Here is a 19,484-nt window from a genome sequence, read left to right as displayed (position 1 = left end):
GATCCTGCTCTTCTCCAAGTGGCTCCACTGCCGAAAGGGGCAGGTCGGGCTCCGCCCTCCCAAAGAGTGCCCCTGCGGGGCACAAATTGTCGCGGCGTGCGCGAATGCTTCGCATTCGCTTCTGCTGAAACGTCGCTACATGCAGGACGCCGTCCTGCACCTGCCAGGAGGGGATAATCCCCTCCTGGACCTCCCTGTTTGTTTAACAGATTAAATATCTTTCTCGGCGGTGCCCGTTGTGGGCGCTGCAGCAGGAGTCAACTGCACATCTACACTCCTTACCTCCGTACTGCCCGCTACCTTGACCTGAATCCGTATACTCACCGCCTCTGCACCCTCCGGCAGCGTACCTGCCATGCGCATGCTCTTGGTGTCCACATGCAGCCACGACGGCACCGCCTCCCCGTTGCTTAAGGTAATCGCCGCTATCTCACCCTCAGGTACCACACTCGCCAAATTGGCCACAAATCGTGCCCCACTCTGTACCGGCAACAACAATGGTAAACCTCCACTCGCCGCACTGCTCGCCCCGGGCGCAGCAAAAGCCGGACGCGCCAACGGCGCACTCAAAGAGGGAGCTGGCTGCACAAACGATACCGAACGGACTATCCCCGAACCAGCGACCGAATAGGCGCTACTGCTGGTGTTGCCCGTAGCCGTCGAGCTGGTGGTACCTCCCGCCTGCCGGGCATACTGCTCGGGATTGTGAATATAGGCGGTGGTGATATAACCATTGCCCCCCTCACTCACCTGCGCCGGAGGATAGTCGCTATACCAGGTATAAACCCGACGGAAGGTATAATTCAAACCACCCAACCGATCCTGCAACGTCGGATTGTCATCATAGATCAACCAACGTCCATTGGGCGCCTGTACCGCCGTGGCTCCTGCCTGATTGTAAAAACCATTGCTCGCTGACAATACCACCGCCTGATTGCCCGTGCCATTGCCTACCACCGGCTGCAAAGTGGTCAAATCTCCTCCACTGCGTACCCAAATCGCACCCCCGGCAGTGATGCCACTGCTGCCACTCACCGAGGTGATCTGCAAACTGCCTCTGTTATAATAGGAAAAATCTCCCCCTGCACTTCCCGCCAACGAGTTGCTCTGATTGTTGTTGCGCATATCCACCGAACCGCTCGCCACCAGCTTTACCGCATCACCTAACAACAACGCCCCACTATCCGTGCTCAAATTGCCCGCTGTGGAACGCAACAAAATACTCCCCGAACTGGTGGTAATGCCGGTCAAACCACTGGCCGTGCCGATCAGCAAATTGCCGGTATTGGTAAATTGAATCCCGGCACCACTGTTGCTCAGCAACGCCGCCAAGGTTTGCACCTGATTGCTGTTGCTCAGTGTCACCCCATTGGGTACCTCCAAACGCAAGGAAGAGCCGCTGATCCCGGCATTGTTGGCCGCCGTCAAAGCGCCACTGTTCAACTTGAGAATAATCGCCCCCTGGTTGCTGCTGATCCCGGTCATTCCAGAGACCTGATCCACCACCAGATTGCCCGCATGGGTAAAGGTGAAACCCTGATTGGCCAAGCCCACCGTGGCCGCCAGATGGCCGACACTGTTGTTTTCAGTCAAGGTGACCGGTCCATTGGACTGAATACGCAACCCCTTGCTCGCCGTGCTCACCGTCAACAACGCCCCCGCCGCTTGAGTCAACGAGCCACTGTTGCTCAAGACAATATCCCCGGTGTCCGAGGTCAAACCACTGCTGCTGCCCACAGCATCACTGCCCTGGGTGCTGCTCACCGAACCAATCAACAGATTACTGCCATCAGCCAACGTCAGAGTCTTGCCCGCACGTCCCGCCACCGTGCCCATGAGATTGCTCGGTGTGCCGCTTAAACTCACCAGACCGCCCGCATCAAAACGTACCTTGCTCGCCGAGATCTGGCCATTGCCCTGCTCGATGTTGTTGCTGGCCCCGGAACCTGCCAACAATGTCACCACTCCACCCGTTATATTGGCTGCCAACCCCTGACTGCCCGACACCTTCAACGACAGATCGGCTGTCCCGGCGTTCAACGCATCATTGACCGCCAGATCCCCGGCACTCACCGTCAAACCGATCACCGCATTGCTGCTCTGCAAACCCGCTGTGTTGGCAATGCTGTGATCCAATGTGGAGCTGCTGTTTTGCGCAGTGACCGTGCCCACAGTCAAATTACCACTGGCCTGCCGCAACCACTGCACCCCGGTCGATTGCGCCGCCAAGATGTTGATACCACTGCTCTCAATGCGTTTGCTGTCGCTGCCTATATAGCCATCGGCTCGCAACAACACATTACCCGTGGTCACCAGCTCATTGCTGGTACCGGTGTTGCTGCTGGTGGTAATGTTGCCACCACTGACCAGTTGGATCATCCCGCTGCCGCTGCTCACCCCTGCATCGTTGTTGAAAAAGAGATCGCCCAAATGACCAGTGCTCGCCGTGCGTATATCAACAAAACCGCTGCCATCGGCAGTGATATTCTGGGTAATGGTCAAATCCCCGCCCTGGGTAGTCAAGGTAATGGTGCCATTGTTGGCCGTGGTGCTCAAACCCGACAAACTGGCTGCATTGCTGCCACTGCCATTTATGGCATTATCGACCACCGTGGCATTGACCCGGCTCACCGTGCCAATCTCCAGATCACTGGCCGTACCCAGCTTGCGCAGCCAGATGCCACTGCTCCCCGGATTGCTCAAGGTCCGGGCGGCCAGCTTGGCGGCATTGCCTATCTGCAAACGATTCTCTTCGGCACCAAGACGCAACCCTGCCTCCAGCATAATAGCGCCGCTGCTGCTCAGATCGTTGAATGTGCCATTGTTGGCGCTGTTGGTGGTCAGTGTATTACCAGCAATAATCTGAATCGTCCCGGAGCTGCTGCTGATGGCAGCCCCGGTCAGGGCAATGTCACCCAAATGGCCGCTATTGGCGGTGCGTATATCCACATAACCACTGCCATGGGCAGTGATGTTCTGGGTGATGTTCAGATCCCCGCCCTGGGTGCTCAAGGTGATGTTGCCGTTGTTGGCCGAGGTGGTCAAACCTGACAAGGAGGCATCATTCAGACCGCCATGCAGGGAGTTGTCCAAAGCGTTGCTGTTGACCCGGCTGACCGTGCCAATCTCCAGATCACTGCTCGTGCCCATCTTGCGCAACCAGATACTGTTGGCGCCACTGGTTGTGCCATTGCTCAGGGTACGCGCTGCCAACCGGGCCGCATTGCCCAATTGTATCCGCTCGCTGTCGCTGCCCATAGAGAGCCCCGCCTCCAACACCATATCGCCAGTTGTGCTCAAATCATGGCTGGCGCCATCGCTGGCACGAGTGGTGGTCAAACTGTTGCCAGCAATCATCTGGATGGTGCCAGAGCCGCTGCTCACGCTGGCACCACTGAGAATAATATCACCCAAATTGCCGGTATTGGCGGTGCGAATATCCACATAACCGCTGCCATCGGCGCTCACATTCTGGGTGATGGTCAGATCCCCACCCTGGGTGGTCAAGGTGATCGCGCCATTGTTGGCGGTGGTGGTCAAGCCCGACAAGCTGGCCGCATTGCTGGCTGGACCATTGATGGCATTATCCAAAGCGGTGGCGTTGACCCGGTTGACCGTGCCCACCTCCAGATCACTGGCGGTGCCCAGCTTGCGCAGCCAGATGCCACTGCTGCCGCTGTTGTTCAAAGTACGCGCCGCCACAATGCTGGCCTGGGCCAACTGCAAACGATTGCTGTCATCCCCCAACAGCAACCCCGCCTCCAACAAAACGCTGCCGGTGGTCTGAACAGTGGGCACTGCACTGTTGTTGGCACTTGTGGTGCTGATACTGTTGCCTGCCAACAACTGAATAGTCCCGCTGCTGCTGGAGAGAAGCGCGCCATTGCTCACCACCATATCTCCCAGATTGCCGCTGTTGGCGCTACGCAGATCCAGATCACCGCTGCCATGCGCGGTCACATTTTGAGTAATGGCAAGATCGCCCCCCTGGGTAGTCAAGGTGATCGAACCATTATTGGCAGTGGTGGACAATCCCGACAGGCTGCTGGCGTTGCTGGCGGTGCCATTGATGGCATTATCCACCGCCGTGCTGTTAAACTGGCTGACTGTGCCAATCTCCAGATCACTGGTTGTCCCCAGCTTGCGCAGCCAAATGCTGTTGGCGCCACTGGTAGTGCCATTGCTCAAGGTGCGAGCGGCAACCTTGCTGACACTGCCCATCTGCAGACGATTGCCATTGGTGCCCAGACTCAACCCAGCCTCCAGCAACAGATGACCGCTGCTGGCAAAATCGCTGGTGACACCATCATTGCCGCTGTTGGTGGTCAGGGTGTTGCCCGCCACAACCTGAATGTTACCGCTGCTGCTGCTGATCTGGGCGCTGCTTAAGATCACGTCCCCCAGGTTGCCGCTGTTGGCAGTGCGAATATCGACTGTGCCGCTACCATGGGCGGTGATATTTTTGGCGACAGTCAGATCACCCCCCTGCGTGGTCAGAGTGATGTTGCCGTTGCTGCTGCTGGTCAAACCGTTCAGATCTCCTACCGCCACAGCCTGGGTGGCACTGCTGCTGCCGCCGCTGTCGGTCACCGTATTGCCTTGCGCCAGCGCTGTGACCGTGCCTACCGTCAGATCATCGTTGTTGGCAAGCTTGCGCAACCACATGTGGCTTACCGAACTGACCGCCAAGGTAGCGGTATCGGTCAGTTCGATGCGATTGCTGTTGCTGCCGATGCTGCCCCCGGCCTGCAGCAACACACTTCCTGCACTCTCAATCTCCGAGCCGGTACCGGTGGCGGTATTGGTGGAGATGTCGCGACCTGCTGCCAGTTGAATAGTGCCACCCCCCACACTCTTCACCGTGGCACTGTCGTTGATGGCCAGATCACTGCTGGCACCGCTGGCCCGCAGATCGATGCTGTTGGCACCCCCGGCGCTAATGCTCTTTTCCACAGTCAAGGAGCCCGCCAGAGTATAGAGATCGATGCTGCCATTGCTGGTGGTGATACCGTTGACGGCACTGCCGGAGGTGGTTGCCAGGGTGCTGCTGTTGATGCTGCTGATGGGAGTGATGCTGCCCACAGTCAGCGCATCGGCATCACGATAGCTGAAACTGCTGCCCGCAGTCGCCAGATCGGCAGCCAGGGTGCCCACATTGTTGCTGGCATTCTGCAGGGTGATAGAGCCATTGCTGGCCACCAGCAACAGCTTGCTGGTAATAATATCCCCCAAGGTATTGGCCTGCTGGGTAATCGAGCCGCTTTTGGCGGTCAGCACCACCGTGCTGCTGCCCCCGGCAATACCATTGCTGGGATCGGGAGTTTGGCCGCTGCTGTTGGCTACCGAACCAATGACGATGGCATCATTTTCGGTAAAATAGAGCCCCTTGTTGCTGCCAGTCAAAATGGCCGACAGCACTCCCGTCAACACATTATCGTTAACCAGAGTGGAGTTGTCATTGGCCTTGAGCAGCAGATTGTTGCTGCTGATCACCGCACTATCCACCTCATTGATGCCACCCGTGCCGTTGGCGCCTGCCCACAGCTTGCTGGTATAGCCGGTTGCGGCAATGCCGGTGCCATAGATAAAAGATCCCGGAGTGCTGGTGGTTCGATCATAATCGCCAGCGGTACCCAGCAACAGAGTGTTTTTATCCACCACGCTGAGAGTGCCACTGCCCCCGGTCAAGGTGGCGGCAAAGCGACCAAAATCATTGCCGGTGTTCTCCAAGATTACATTGCCCGGCGTGCGGATATAAAAGCTGCCGGTACTCGTGCTCCCGGTCACCACCGGCTGGCTTTGCGTCAAATCTCCTGTTACCAACTGCAGGGCCACATTGCCGGCATTCATGGTCAAGCCGTTGACCGTACTGCTGCCCACCGTCACCGCGCCAATCACCAGACTGTCATCATTTTTAAAGTTAAGATTGTTGCCACTGCCGGAGATCTCCCCGGCCAAGGTGTTGATGACGTTGGTATTGGTAAGGTTGGAGCTGTTGCGGGCATAGAGACGCAGCTTGTCGGCGGTAATGATCGGGGTGGCACTGCCGGTTTCGTTGACCGCTCCGCTCGAGGCCACCAGACTCACCGTACCGGCTCCGGCGTTGATATTTTGTTTGACGCTGATATCCCCGGAGGTCGTGGAGAGGATCACATTTTTATCATTGGCGGTGACTATACCGGTGGCGGTGGCGGTACTGCCCAGGGTGTTGCTGGTCACCTGATCGATGCTCAAAGCCTGGGCATTGCTCAAGGTGATGTTGCCATCATAACTGGTACCATCAGCCGTCCCTGGACCTCCCGCAGCCAGAACATCGACAAAGTTGCTGCCGGTCAGCGCCACATCGCCCGCACCGATCAAACGCAGATCATGGGTAGTCAGCGTACCGGTACCGCTCACACCCCCTTTGACATGCAGCGCCAGAGCACGGGCACTGCCGCTGCTGCTTTGTACCGTCAGGGGGGCATTGATGGCAATGGAGCCGTTGCTGCCGGTGGTCCCAAACATGCGCAGATTGAGCGGATCATAGACGGTGGTGGCTCCGGCCACAGTCAGACTCTTGTTGGACTCGCTGCCTGCCACCCCGTAACGACCGATGGTAATATCGCCAAAACCCTCGATAAAGACCGCATTATTGCCCGAAAAGAGCGAGCTGGCCAGATAGAGAGGATTGCTGGGAGCGGTCAAGTGCGAGGAGTCCGGCGAGGGCGGCGAGGGCTCGGTGCCGCCGATTTGAATGGTAATATCATGATAGGGACGAATATTGAGCTGGCCGGTAGTCAAGGTGGATCCCGAACGGGCTCCGGTCATGCGCAAGCGACTGGTCGAGCTGTTGGTAAACTTCATGGTATCGGCCACCAGATCGATATTGCCGGTAAAGGGACGGCTGCTCACCACCGCCTTGGCGGTAGTGGTATCCCGCTCTTGACCCAAGGCCATATCATCGCCACTGCTATAGATACCATAGCTGCTGGTTTTGCCGCCGGTCAAACCGGTCAGCAGAATGTTGCCGGTTTGCGAGACAATTTGCGTATCGCTATCCTTGAGCTTGATACCATAGTTCTCTCCAACCTGACTGCTGCTGCCACCGCCGCCGCTACCGGTCAGGGTGATGTTACCGGCCACACTGCGAATCATCGCCGATGACTCCACACTGATGCCATCATAGCTGGCTCCGGCGGTGGCGCTGGTGCCGAGGCCACTGGCATCACCGGTGATGGCAATCGCGCCATTATCGCTCTGCAAAGTCACTGTGGCGCCACCATTTTTGCCGATCACCACCGCATCCTTGGCCGAACTGGTGGAGGCGGTGTTCACCGCACCATTGATGGTCAAGGTACCGGTACTGTTGCTGCTGCTGTTGCTGGTGGAGTAGGTTCCCAAACCATAAATATAGACCCCCAAACCACCCACCTGCGAGACGGCACCTTGATTATCCATCTCCGGGGCCCGACCCCAAATCTCCAGATTGCCGCCATTGGTATAGATGTTACTCTGGTAGAGACGCACCCCATCGGTATTCTGTTCCGAAGCCACACCATAGGCGATATGGCTCGAATCACCCAGGCTGACATTGGAGCCATAGGATTTTATCAGGGCATTATCCAGATAGATCGAGCCGGAATGGATGGCGCTGCCCCCTGATCCCACAAACTGGGCAGGACGCAAGTTGACCGTCAGCGACTTGTTGCCAGCCACACTGTTGCTGGCGGTGTTATAATAATAATAATCGCCGGTAATCTTGCGCGACTGACTGGAAGAGCCGACCACCTGAATCGAACGCTCCGAAGAGATGGTCAAGGTGGGGGCGGTCAAGCCACTGCTGGTGACAATATCAAAGGTGGATTGGATATAGTCGGCGCTATCGACGCTGGTACCCCCGGAGATGCCGGTGACGCTGATGGTGGTATTTTCGCTGCCCAAAACCAGCTTGGGAATATAGTTGCTGCTGATGGTGCCAAAGGTCAGCACATTGCCCGATGCCGCCTTGAGGTTAATTGCACCGGTGTTCAAAAAGGTGAAGGTGGGGCCGGTGATGGAGAGCGAACCCAAGGGGTTGCTGGCTGTACCGACTGAATTATTGAAGGTGACACTCCCCGCCTGGTTGGTTCCACTGGAGACGGCGCCGCTGGTGGTCAAGATCAACTGTTGCGGCAGGGTCACATCATGGGAATAGATCTGGTCGTTGAAGGTGATGGCACCACCGGTACCGGTATAGGTGGATCCTGATTTGGCCGATTGGCTATCGAGGGTGACTGTGGAGCTGGCTTGGTTGTTGAGATCGACAGTTTTATGGAAGGTGATGGCCCCAGAGGTACCGGTCGAGCCGGAGCTCAACAGTTTGGTGGAGACCGGGGTGGCGCTGATCAATTGTGCCGCTTTGTGAAAGACCACATCACCGCCGTTGCTGGCCACGCCACCAGAGATATAGGCGGTACCGCTGGCACTGTTGGCCCCGGTTACCCCAAAGTTGACATGCAGGGCGCCAGCACCGCTGGTCGAGGCAATGTTGATCCCGGAGGCCAAGGTGATGTCGCCCAGGGCATCAAAGGTGAGGGTAGAGGCGACACCGCCGGTTTTGCTGATATTGGCATTGATGGTGATGTCGCCACTGGCTATCAAAGTCACCGAGGCGCCACGGGTCAACACCTCATCGATGGAAGAGTTATAGACCGAGAGGGTACTGCCTGCTGTATAGCTCAACGGACTGGCGGCGTTGCTGGGATCGACATCGGTATCGGTGGTAACCCCGGTAATGGTGATATTGTTGGGATCGAGCAACCAGTTGCCCCCTTTGCCGCTCGGTGCCGAGACATCCACCGAACCGCTCACCCCCAGAGCGCCGCGACTGGAGGTCTCCACCTGCCCTCCTTTGCCCTTGCCCGCCCCTTTGGCCGACACGCTGCCATTCATGCGCGTCACCTCGCCCGACCAGGCAACCACGGTACCGCCATCGCCATCGACCGTGGCATCGGCAGCCACCTTGGCCCCTTTGGCAACGCTTACCTGTTTGGCTTCGGCAATGCTTGTATCCTTGCCCTGCCAGCCACCACCCAGGTGTACCGTACCGCCTCCGGCCTGACCCGATACATCCACTTTGGCAGCACTGGCCACGCTTACCGTCTCACCGGTTGCCACCACCCGGCCACCCTTCTCTCCGGCCTGTTCGCCACGTGCTTCGGTGGTCCCGGCAAGCTGCACCGCACCACCGCTGCCCTCAATCCACACCTCGCCATTTTTGTTGGCCAAGGTGTTGGCACGTACCACACCACTTTGGTTGACCGCCGCCGCCAAAGCGGGCGCAGCGCTCTTGGCAGTCATCCAGACCTTGCCGCCATCGGCAATCACCAAGCCACTATTGTTGACTTTGGCCCCCTCGCCCGCCGTATCGACCTTGACCCCGATCAAGCCATTGGGGGTCAGGTTCAAACGCGCCTCTTTACCGGCAGCCATGGCCACCTGTCCGCCCTCGGCACGAATCACCCCGGCGTTATCCACAGAGCCACCGACCAGAGAGACAAAGCCCCCTTCGCGCGCTGCCAACTCACCCAGGTTGCTGACCGCGCCCACTCCACCGCTAAAGCTGTAGTTGCCCGCCAAAAAATCGGCATTGGAGAGATTCAACGACGAGGCGACCAATCCTCCCACATCCACCCGCGCCGAAGCTCCAAAATAGACCCCATTGGGGTTGACCAGAAAAACCTGGCCATTGGCCGACATCTTGCCATAAATCTGCGACGGATTGGCCGACAGCACCTGGTTCAGCACCACCGAATGGGCCGAAGGCTGGACAAAGGTGACGCTGGCGCTCTGGCCGATATTAAAGCTCTGCCAGTTGGCAATCATCGAGGGGGAGTTTTGGGTAACGGTCATTGCCGCCCCGGCTTGATTTATCGCCCCTTGTCCGGCGATGACCTGGCCTCCCGTGGGCAAGGCGGTGGCCGCCGGTGCTCCGGCCTGTAGCAGCGGAGTCCATCCGGCAACCAGAGCGGCCAATACCAACATTTTGCCACGGGGACTATGAGGAGTGCTGTGCATGGTCGAAGCTCCCATTATTAGAACAAAATATTGCCGACGATCCAAAGCCGTCCGCTCTTGTTGCTGCCATCACTGTCGCTCCCGGTACTGCTGGGATTGGGATTGTTGCCACTTTTTTGTGCCCACATCAGACGCAGACTCTCCTTGTCGTTGTGCAGCAGACTGGCCCCCACCCCCCAGCCAGAGAGAGAATAGCTGTTGGGTTGACCGGCGCTTAAAGCATGGTTCCACAGGGTATGATATTGGGTGATCTGGCCATGGTCATAAAAGGTAAAGATCTGTGGCTCACCCACCGGGGTTTGGCCCAAGGAGTAGCGCACTTCGGCGCTGCCCAACCATCCCGAATCTCCCAAACCTTCGCCCACCGGATAGGCACGCACCCCGGTTGGACCACCCAACTGAAATTTTTCCGAGCTGTCCAGATTTTTTGAGGCGACCATCCCGGAGGCGGCCACCTGCCAGGAGACGGCATCGGTCAACTTGGCGGTGCGCTGCAGATTCCAGTTTACCTTGGCAAAATCTCCTTCGGTACGGGAGGAGCTGGCATCGAGCGCTTGATAGGAGGCTTTGCCGGAGAGATCGAGGGCACCCCCGGCCACATTGGCCCCCCAGCTCACCTGACCCTCCAGGGGATCGACCAGATTGCCGCTGGCTCCCAGTGTCAGCAGATTGATCTTGCGATCGTTATTGCGGACTCCCGAAAGATCGTTGGAGACATGTTTGGCATCCAGGTTGGCCGAGATCCAGGTGTTGCGGGAACTGCTGCGCTCCAGGGGATAGCTGGCATAGGCGGAGGCGACTGTGGTATTGCTGGAGAGATTGAGCGGGGCCACCTCTTCGCCAATATCCAGTTTCATCTGCGAATAGGAGGCACCCACCTTCAGGCCATCGGCGCCGACAGGCACTTGTACGGCCACCTTGCCGCTCTCCATGCCGGTAGAGTGGGCGGCATTGACAGAGATCTGTTCACCATGGCCGCTGGGGCTGTTGAGATTCAGTTGGGCATTGACGCGATTGGCACCGGTATAGCGGCTGCCATAGTTATCTGCCCACACGGTGCCACTGACCAACGCGCTCTCTTCAACCTTGGCCTCTACCTGGGTCGAACCGGGTGCGGAGCCGGGCACCAGGGTGGTTTTGACCGATTGAATACCGGGGGTATCGTTGGCCAACAGCACCGCCCGTTCCAGATCGGCGATGCGCAGAGGCTCTCCGGCCTTGACCCCCTTGGCCAAGATCTCTTCGAGCACCTCCTGTTTCACCCGTTCGCCGCCACCGGCGACGATCATGCCATTGTTGCCTGCCGAACCATCGACCACACCCTCTTGTACGGCAATCTCCACCACCCCCTCATCGATACGTTGCGGAGGCAAAAAGGCTTGCACCAGGGGGTACCCTTTGCTGCGCAGATGGTTGGCCACGCTCTCGGCAGCCTGTTCAATCTCCTTCATGGACAAGGCTTTGCCGCTGCTGGAGGCAAGCAGGGCGTCAAACTCCTCCTTGCTGGCCAAGGTAGCGCCGCTCACCTTGAACTCTTTGACCTCGATGCGTGGTATGCTCTCTTCGCCAGAGGGACGCATGGCCAAAGCGGTGGGTTCGCTGGACAAGCCTTGAATCGCCACCATCACCGTACCGCCACCGATCAAAGCGCGTGAGAGTTTGACCTCGGCCTGTGGATGACCATGCTGGCGCAGATAGTTGGCCACCGCATGCACCGCCAATTCAAACTCTGGAAAGCGCAGCTCCCGCCCTTTCCAGGGTGCCAACACCTCATCGATGGCATCTGCCGACACCTCGGAGACTCCATCAAAGCGAAACTCTTTGATCGACAGTTTAACACTGGTCAGAGAGCTCTCTGCCTTGGGCATGGCGGCACGAATCACGGTTTTGCGTGGGGGTGCGGAACGATGATCCAATACCGTCTGTGGCTCAGAACCTCTCTCCTCAGGAGGAACGGCTGCCTGGACAACGGCAACCAGCGTCGAGGTACAGAGAGCGGTCAGAATCATCCCCTGACGACGGTGGCAGCGAGCGCTGGGAGCGACGATCTTATTCATGGATTGGTTCCGTTCGGATTAAAGTTGACACTGCAACGCTGCCCCGGAGGCAGTTCATATTGGGGATTGGCCAACAGCAGGCGCACGCGAAAGGTACCGCTTGCCGCATCAATCACCCGATCTATGGTGGAAACACGTGCTTTCATTTTGCCTCCCACCAGTTGAGGCGTCACCTCATAGCTCTGTTCCAGGTGGATCCGCCCAAAATAACTGGCAGGCACCACCGTCTCCACATGCAGCGGATCCAGTTGGGCGATACGAAAGATCTTTTCCTGCTTGACCAAATCGCCTCGGTTGCGATAACGATCGACAATCACCCCACGGATCGGGCTGATAATGCTGCGCAATAAAATCTGTTCCCGCCGCTCTTTGAGCTCCAGCTCTGCCAGGCGCTGTTCGGTGGCAATCTCATCCAGCTCCTGACTGGAGATGAGTTGTTGCTTTTGCAGATCCTCATTGCGCCGATATTTGCGCGAGCCATAGGCAGCTTTTGCCTCCAAAACATTGGCAGCGGCAACCTGAACTGCCGTATCCAACTTGGCCAAAAGCTGGCCGCGATTGACGATATCCCCCCGATCCACATGGACCACATCCAGGCTGCCATCTGCCGGGCTGCCTACGTTAACCTCCACCGAGGGCTCAATCAGGCAACTGACCTCGCCTGCAGGCACACTATTAACGGCGGCCAGTGTCGGGGCGGGTGGCGGCAGATTGCGTTCGGCAGCCCCGGCGGGCAGTATGCAGTATATCCCGAAAAAACAAAGAGGTAGCCAAAATTTCATTCCATTTTTCCCGAAAAGGAAAGGGCCTGGCGCATTTGAAAATCGGCTTGCAGCAAGCGGCGGCGAATGCGCCGTTGTCCGCGTTCGGTATGCCATTGTGCCAAACGGTAGAGAGTGGCGGCCACTCTTTGCAACAGGCGACTCTGTGGATACGCTTTCAGTAGTATAGCAAATTTTGCGCCGACAGTGGGCATTCTTTCCCGCAGCAATTCATCCTCCAGCGACAACAGCGATTCGGCGGTTCCCGGGTCGCCCTGGCGGGCTGAGCGTCCGATCAACTGTCGATCAACACGTGCATTATCGTGACCTTCGGTGAGTATCACATGCAATCCTCCCGCCTGCAGCACCTTCTCTTCTGGGCGAATATCGGTACCGCGTCCGGCCATATTGGTCGCGATGGTCACCTGACCGGGTCGGCCTGCTTCGGCAATCAGATCGGCTTCCAGTTTATCCTGTTTGGCGTTGAGCAGTCGATGGGGCAGATCTGCGGCTTGCAGAAGTGCCGACAGATGTTCCGAGGCGGCAATGGAGCGGGTGCCCACCAAGAGTGCTTGTCCGTGGGCGGCGCGCTGGCGCACTGCCTCGACCACCGCCTGCCAGCGTGCTTCGGCGGTGGCGAAGAGGCGGGTCGGCAGGAGAGTACGGCGGGAGGGTCGGTAGGGTTGCAGGCGAATCACACCCAGGCCATAGACATCGGCCAGCTCCTCTTTGACTTCGCGGCAGGTACCGGTCATGCCGGAGAGGTAGAGATAGCGGCGAAAAAAGAGTTGATAACTGATGCGGGCGAGCACCTCTTTTTCCGGGGTAAGTGGCACATCTTCTTTTATCTCGATCAACTGTTGCAAGCCGCGCTCCCAGGAGCGATCGGGCATCACCCGTCCGGTATGTTCATCGACGATCATCACTTTGGCCACTCCGTCCATGTTGCGCACGATATAGTGGACATCGCGGGTGAAGCCATACAGTGCGGAGAGGGCCAAACGGACCACCTCTTCCGCGCGCAGCGCACCATTCCATAGTCCACCCCATGTGGAGCTGATCTCCAGCAGACGGCTTTGGCCATGCTGTGTCAACTGTGGGTCGCGACCTGCCAGGATAAAATCGCTTTCTGCCTGAAGCTGTCGTGCCACGCTGATAGCCTGGCGATAGAAGCTTTCCAGCAGTGGGTTGCTGCGTTCCGAGGCCAGAATCAGTGGTGTACGTGCTTCATCAATAAAAATACTGTCCGCCTCATCGACGATGGCAAATTGCAGGCCGCGCAGCAACAGTGCTCTTCCAGAGGGTTGGGTCAACTGTTTGATGGCCATGGACAGGGGTTGCAGGTGGTCACCCATCTGCAAGCGGTCGCGCAAATAGTCAAACACCAGAGTCTTGTTGGTGCAGTAGACAATATCGGCAGCATATTGTTGTTGTTTTTCTTCCGGCGACATGCTCTCCAGGATCACTCCGGTGGAGAGGCCGCAGGCTTTATAGAGGGGGGCCATGCGTTGGCTGTCGCGTTCTGCCAGATAGTCATTGACTGTCACCACATGCACTGCCAGACCGGCCAAAGCGGCGGTGGCGGCGGTCAGGGTTGCGGTAAGAGTTTTGCCTTCTCCGGTATCCATCTCCACCACATAGCCGTGCAGCAGCAAATAGCCGCCGCGCATTTGGGTAGGAAAATGGCGCATAGCCAGCAGTTCACCGGCCTGTTGGCGCAGAAAGGCGAAGGCCATGGCGACGGTTGCATCGACAAAGCCGTGTTGGCGCAGCTTTCTGCGCAGTTCTGCCAAAAATTTTTGACCTTCTTCTTTGGTCAGCGCTTGCAGGCGTTGTTCGGCTGCCGCCACCTCTGCCAAAAACTGATCTTGCTGGGTGGTTGAGGCATGTTTGCGTCGGCTCCAGCGCAGGTGCAGGGTAGTGGCCAGGCGATCCAGCCAGGGCAGCTCTTGCCAGAGGCGTCGTTGGGGATAGAGATCACCCAGGAGCAGTTGTGCTGGGGCGAGTTTCATACAGCAAACCTTTTCAGGAACATTTGCCGGATGCCGCGATACCATTGCCAGGCCAGTGGCAGATCATGATGGACAAAGCGGACATAGACCCGATTGCCCAAGGCTGTAGGCACCTTTTGTTCGGCAAAGGCCAATTCAAAGTGAAACAGGGAGGTGATGGCTTTGGCCTCTTGGCGTGCGGAAGGATCGAGGCCGATTGTGCCACCTCCGGCCAAGGAGAGGGCCATACTGGGCAGTTCATTGGTTGCGGCAGGCACTTCGCGGACGATGGTAGCGGGAATCAGCTCCCAGACGCGATCGACCGAGCGCAGCTCCACGGCACGGGTTTGTCGTCGCACCAGATCCACCTCTCCTTGTGGCACCACTGTCAGCAGGGTAAAGCGGGCTGGATCGAGCAGATAGGCCACTACGTCACCGCGCCGCAGAAAGCGACCGGGATAATCTCCTGGTTCTGGGACAATAAAGGTACCGGCATGGGGGCTATGTACAATCAGGCTTTCTTGGCGTTGTTGGGCATCTTCGAGTTGGCTTTTGGCCTGTTCCAGCTCGGTCTGAATAATCTGTCTTTGCACGCGATCTGCGTTTTGTGCCTGGCTCAGGCGTGCTTCGATCTCGGCTTGTTTGGCTTGCAGTTGTGCCACTTGTGCAGCCAGTTCCGGGTCGCTGCAACGCAGCAGGGGGGTTGCTTTTTCCACCGGGCTTCCTGAAGGCACCAGCACCTGTTCGCCCATGCAGGAGACGGCAGCGCGCAAGCGGGACTCTTCTGGCATCCAGACCACCCCTTCGCTCATGGTCCAATCGGCGACTGGCCAAGTGAGCAGTGGTCCCAGGAGGCTACCGGCGAGCAGGCTGAGTGCCAGTGTCACGCGCACTCCTTTGCCTTCCAGTTCGTTATTGGTGAGCAGATTATGGAGTTGTTTAGCGATTGGCAGCAGAACCATGGACCAGGTCGCCCACAGGGCCATGAGCACACCGATAAAAAAATAGCTTTCGGCAATCAGCAGGATGATACCGATGCTGAGCAGGATGCGGTAGACAAAGGCGGCCAGTGCAAAGCCGAGCAGCCAGGGGGTTTCGCCTTTGCTCATTGGTGGTGGAAAGGTGAGTGTATTGCCAAAGGCGTAGCGATGCAGCAGGTAGCCTAAGTAGCGATTGGCTTTTTGTGCCAGGTTAGGTATTTCCAGCCAATCGGCAAAGATATAATAACCGTCGAAGCGAATCAGTGGATTCATATTAAAGAGCAGGGTAGTCATACCGGCCAAGACGATCACCTGATGGAGGAAGGCGCGACCGGGACCGGGCATACTCCAGCTCCACAGCCAGACGGCCACGGCGGCGACTGACAGTTCTGCCATCATCCCTGCGGCGCCCACCAGCATCCGTTGATATTTGCTGGAGAGTGCGGTGGAGTCGGAAACATCGACGTAGGGTACGGGCACCATAACCAGAAACATCAAGCCGGTTTCGTGGCAGGAGCCACCCAGGATTTTAACGGCCAGGCCGTGACCGAGTTCATGGACAGCTTTCAGTATGGGGAAGGCCATCCAGAGCAGCAGCATATTTTCTGGGGTAAAGACTTGGGCGGTCAGGTCGTTAGTCAGTTCCTGCCAGTGTAGAGCTGCCTGCAGCATGCCCGATCCCACCAGAATCAGCCAGAGCAGTAGCAGAGCTCCCAACCAGGGGCGTGGCAGCAAGCGACTGAGGAGAGTCAGCAGGCGATCTGGGTCAAACAGGGCAATTTTGAAGGAGAGTGGGTTATTGATATATTGTTTAATTTTCCGCCAGCGCACATTTTCCCGGCGTTCGCCCAGATCTTGCAAATCGGCGGGGCGATTGCTGTGCAGGAGGTTTGCCTGGTGCAATTGGTTGAGCAGTTGCAGGATTTCGTCTTGGGTAGGTGCGTTATCGCCGTCGCGGTTGCTGAGAAACTGCCATATCTCTTCCAGGGTACGTCTACCGTCGCAGAGGGCCAGCACGCCGTAAGCGACTGTGTTGAGGCGCAGGAAGTGGCCGCTGGCGCGATCCTGGAGGATCCACCAGCGTTCTCCGCGGTAGAGGTGGCGTACTACACGTGCCTGGGTACGCAGGCGTGGTTGGAGTGAGGCGACGCGATACCAGGAGTGGGAAAAGAGGGCCGAGCTCATGGTGTTGATCCAGGATAAAATAAAATAAAATAAAAAAACTATTACGGAGGTCCAGGAGGGGATTATCCCCTCCTGGCAGGTGCAGGACGGAGTCCTGCTTCTGTGCGGCGTTTCACAAAAGCGAATGCGTAGCATTCGCGCACGCCGCACCAATCTGTGCCCCGAAGGGGCACTCTTTGGGAGGGCGGACGCCCGACATACACAGTTGCGCGTGTGGCAACCTTGCGAGCAGGTAGAGCAACAGTGCGGATGGTGGTGCCAAAGGGCATTATCCGCCGGATCCCCCGACTGAATGCGATGCGGGAGGCCAATAATTACTCATCTGTGCTGGTTTGCCAACTCTTAACACCGATGAAGAGGCTGTGCCCATTGGCGCAAAAAAACGCGCCAATCCGCACAGCCAGCATCCATGAGGCGCGCTGCGCCGACGCAAAAAGCGCGTCGGCTTGTTGTGAAAGGCGCGCCAAAAAGATTAAAAGCAAAAGATAAAAGCAAAAGATAAAAGCAAAAGATAAAAGCAAAAGATAAAAGCAAAAGATTAAAAGCAAATTCCCAGAGGCTCCGCCTCTGGACTCCGCCAGGGGGATGATCCCCCTGGACCCGCAATAACTCCACCTCAAATCCCTAACCAAGACCATATATGCAAACGTATCCACGCCAATAAACGATAACTCCAAATCCATACCCAACGCTGCTGACCGACATCCAACTTGCCAATCCCCTCCATGCCAGGACGTAAACGCTCATCCCGAACCTCTAAAGTCCCCTCAACACGAAAATGATTGCTGCCATCAGTAATGGTGGCCACAGGGGTGATTAAAGTGATATGGAAAGGAAAAGATACCCCAGGCAACGCCGCAACCATCAATGATCCACGCTGCTGCTCAGTAAGATAGGAAATGTCCCCCTCTTCAACCTGTAATACTACCCGATAGGCATCCAAAGGAGCCAACTCAAAAAGCGTCTGCCCCTTCTTGACCGCACCACCTAAATGCTGCGACAAATCTCCACTCAACAATAAGCCACTAAAAGGAGCCAATACCCTCGCCCGCTTCAACATCGCCTCCGAAAGCTCCCGCTGCGCCTCCGCCTGCCTCGCCTGAGCCTTGGCAATCTGAATCTGCGCCAAATTATGCTGCGCTTGCGCATCATCCATCTGCTTTTGATACTGCTGCTGCTGACTGGCCCACCGCAAAGACTCTAAACGTAACTCCCGATCATCCAAACGCGCCAACTCCTCCCCCTCCTTGACCAGATAACCAGCCCGAACCTGAGAAGCAGCAACATAACCATCAAAAGGCGCAACAATCACCCGCCGTACACTTCCCTCCACAAGCGCCTTGGCCGACAACCGATGCTCACCATACGAAGTAAACCCAGCCACCACAACAGCCACAACAGCAAGCGCCAACAACTTGCGTACCGCCTCACCGGGCGCAAACAGACGACGCCTTTCCTCACGCAAAAAATCACCCAAACGCCGCCAATTGCTGCGCCCGGCCCGCTCTCTCTCCAACAAAACCCGACCAAGAATAGGCGCCAACGCCTCAGCTTGCCCAACCCGCCCCGGCGCATGCAGCGCATCCGGCCACTCAAAAACAAATACCCCCTCCTGCCGCCTCTCCTTTTCACCCAAAGCAAATGGCTGCGATAACACAAACTCAGCCCCAAAATCCCGTACCAAACGCTGATGCTCACGAATATCCAACCACGAAGGAGTCTGCTCATCCGCAGCTTCACCATCGATGGTATAAAGCCCTACCCGTACCGTCGCTGCCTGATCCCACGCCTCGTGCATCGCCGCTTCCAAAGCAGCAACCAGATCAATCCGCTGCGCCACCTCGGCAGCATTGGATAACGCCGCCAAACGAATCACACCCTTTTTGGCAAATCCAACCGCTACCCGATCACACCCCAAACGCGAGGCCGCTTCCGTCACCACCGCATGCACCGCCTCAGCCGGAGGATCCGCCTCCAAAGCCACCCGCAACAGATCCACTACCAACAAAAGACGCTCCTGCAACTCAGCAGACTCTTGCCCCTCCTGCTGCTGCCACTCGCCCAACAACCAACCCTCACCCCATCGCAAATAACGACCCGCATGGGCAGGAACCGCATCCTGAAAAGCAACAGCTACCAAAGCTACCAACAACCCATCCCGCTCGATGGGTTGCGCCAGCAAACCACGCTGGCGCTGTACACTCAACGGTCGTCGCATCTGTAACGCCTGCTCACAGACATGCGCCAAATCAGCACTCACCTGCGCCGAACCCACAGGCCAAAAAGCCCGAGGCCGAAACAGACCTTGGCTCCCCTCAGCCATCAATACCACCGCCTCCTCCACTCGTGCACCAAACAGAGAGATCAGGCAGCTCAACCACACCGCCGCCTGCTCCGTACTCTGCCCTTGCCCAAGACGACTCCAAAAGTCGGAGGAAACCGAAAGAGAATGCAACGCCCCACTCATCCGAA

The 19,484-nt window shown here is 57.5% G+C and carries 6 protein-coding genes; all 6 read right to left on the bottom strand.

Features of this window, described 5'->3' with window-relative positions:
- Positions 1-210: 210 nt before the first annotated feature.
- Positions 211-10,038, bottom strand: a complete 9,828-nt coding sequence (locus EJP87_RS00470; RefSeq protein ID WP_193771021.1) for a two-partner secretion domain-containing protein — start codon at positions 10,036-10,038, stop codon at positions 211-213.
- A gap of 17 nt (positions 10,039-10,055) precedes the next feature.
- Positions 10,056-12,095, bottom strand: a complete 2,040-nt coding sequence (locus tag EJP87_RS00465) for a ShlB/FhaC/HecB family hemolysin secretion/activation protein (protein WP_130469903.1) — start codon at positions 12,093-12,095, stop codon at positions 10,056-10,058.
- Positions 12,092-12,877: an efflux RND transporter periplasmic adaptor subunit gene (locus EJP87_RS00460; protein ID WP_130469902.1), complete on the bottom strand. Its 786-nt coding sequence runs from the start codon at positions 12,875-12,877 to the stop codon at positions 12,092-12,094. The genes EJP87_RS00465 and EJP87_RS00460 overlap by 4 nt, the downstream gene beginning before the upstream one ends.
- Positions 12,874-14,868 (bottom strand): preprotein translocase subunit SecA, encoded by a 1,995-nt coding sequence (locus EJP87_RS00455; RefSeq protein ID WP_130469901.1) that lies wholly within the window; start codon positions 14,866-14,868, stop codon positions 12,874-12,876. Before EJP87_RS00455 ends, EJP87_RS00460 begins: the two co-directional genes overlap by 4 nt.
- Positions 14,865-17,012 (bottom strand): PqqD family peptide modification chaperone, encoded by a 2,148-nt coding sequence (locus EJP87_RS00450; protein WP_130469900.1) that lies wholly within the window; start codon positions 17,010-17,012, stop codon positions 14,865-14,867. Before EJP87_RS00450 ends, EJP87_RS00455 begins: the two co-directional genes overlap by 4 nt.
- A gap of 616 nt (positions 17,013-17,628) precedes the next feature.
- Positions 17,629-19,479, bottom strand: a complete 1,851-nt coding sequence (locus EJP87_RS00440) for an RND family efflux transporter (protein ID WP_130469898.1) — start codon at positions 19,477-19,479, stop codon at positions 17,629-17,631.
- Positions 19,480-19,484 lie beyond the last annotated feature (5 nt).

The sequence above is a fragment of the Candidatus Magnetaquicoccus inordinatus genome (assembly GCF_004217665.1).
In the GTDB taxonomy this organism is placed as follows: domain Bacteria; phylum Pseudomonadota; class Magnetococcia; order Magnetococcales; family Magnetaquicoccaceae; genus Magnetaquicoccus; species Magnetaquicoccus inordinatus.
Note: the sequence above shows the minus strand (reverse complement) of the source record. Positions and strands in the feature narration are given on the sequence as shown.